Source organism: Holdemanella sp. DFI.5.55 (genome assembly GCF_020593575.1).
Taxonomy (GTDB): Bacteria; Bacillota_I; Bacilli_A; order Erysipelotrichales; family Erysipelotrichaceae; genus Holdemanella; species Holdemanella hominis.
In genome coordinates this window covers 1-250 of record NZ_JAJDMK010000320.1, presented here as the reverse complement: position 1 = coordinate 250, position 250 = coordinate 1, and the positions used below count along the sequence as shown (strand labels likewise).

1 protein-coding gene is annotated in these 250 nt (G+C 37.6%); it reads left to right on the top strand.

The annotated features are described in order from the left end of the window. Positions 1-47 precede the first annotated feature (47 nt). A partial coding sequence (locus LJE08_RS14260) for a hypothetical protein (protein WP_227403615.1) occupies positions 48-250 on the top strand: 203 nt, incomplete at its 3' end.

Genomic DNA, 250 nt, shown 5'->3' with positions numbered 1-250 from the left:
ATGATTTTTGTTTTCTGTTACAATAGATGTGAAAGGGGATTTACTTAATGGAAGAACAGCATGAAGTTTTTACCTTAATAGAGGAAATTACGCGTAATGATGGCACCAAATATTATGAAATCGGCAATATGGTGCATAACGGCCGTGCCGAACTGGCTGCTGAGCGTGGCTATATTAAGGAAGTTCGTATTTTAAAGCTGAATATCCCGCATTCACAAAACGTGATCAATTATGAGCATTTCATCAACAC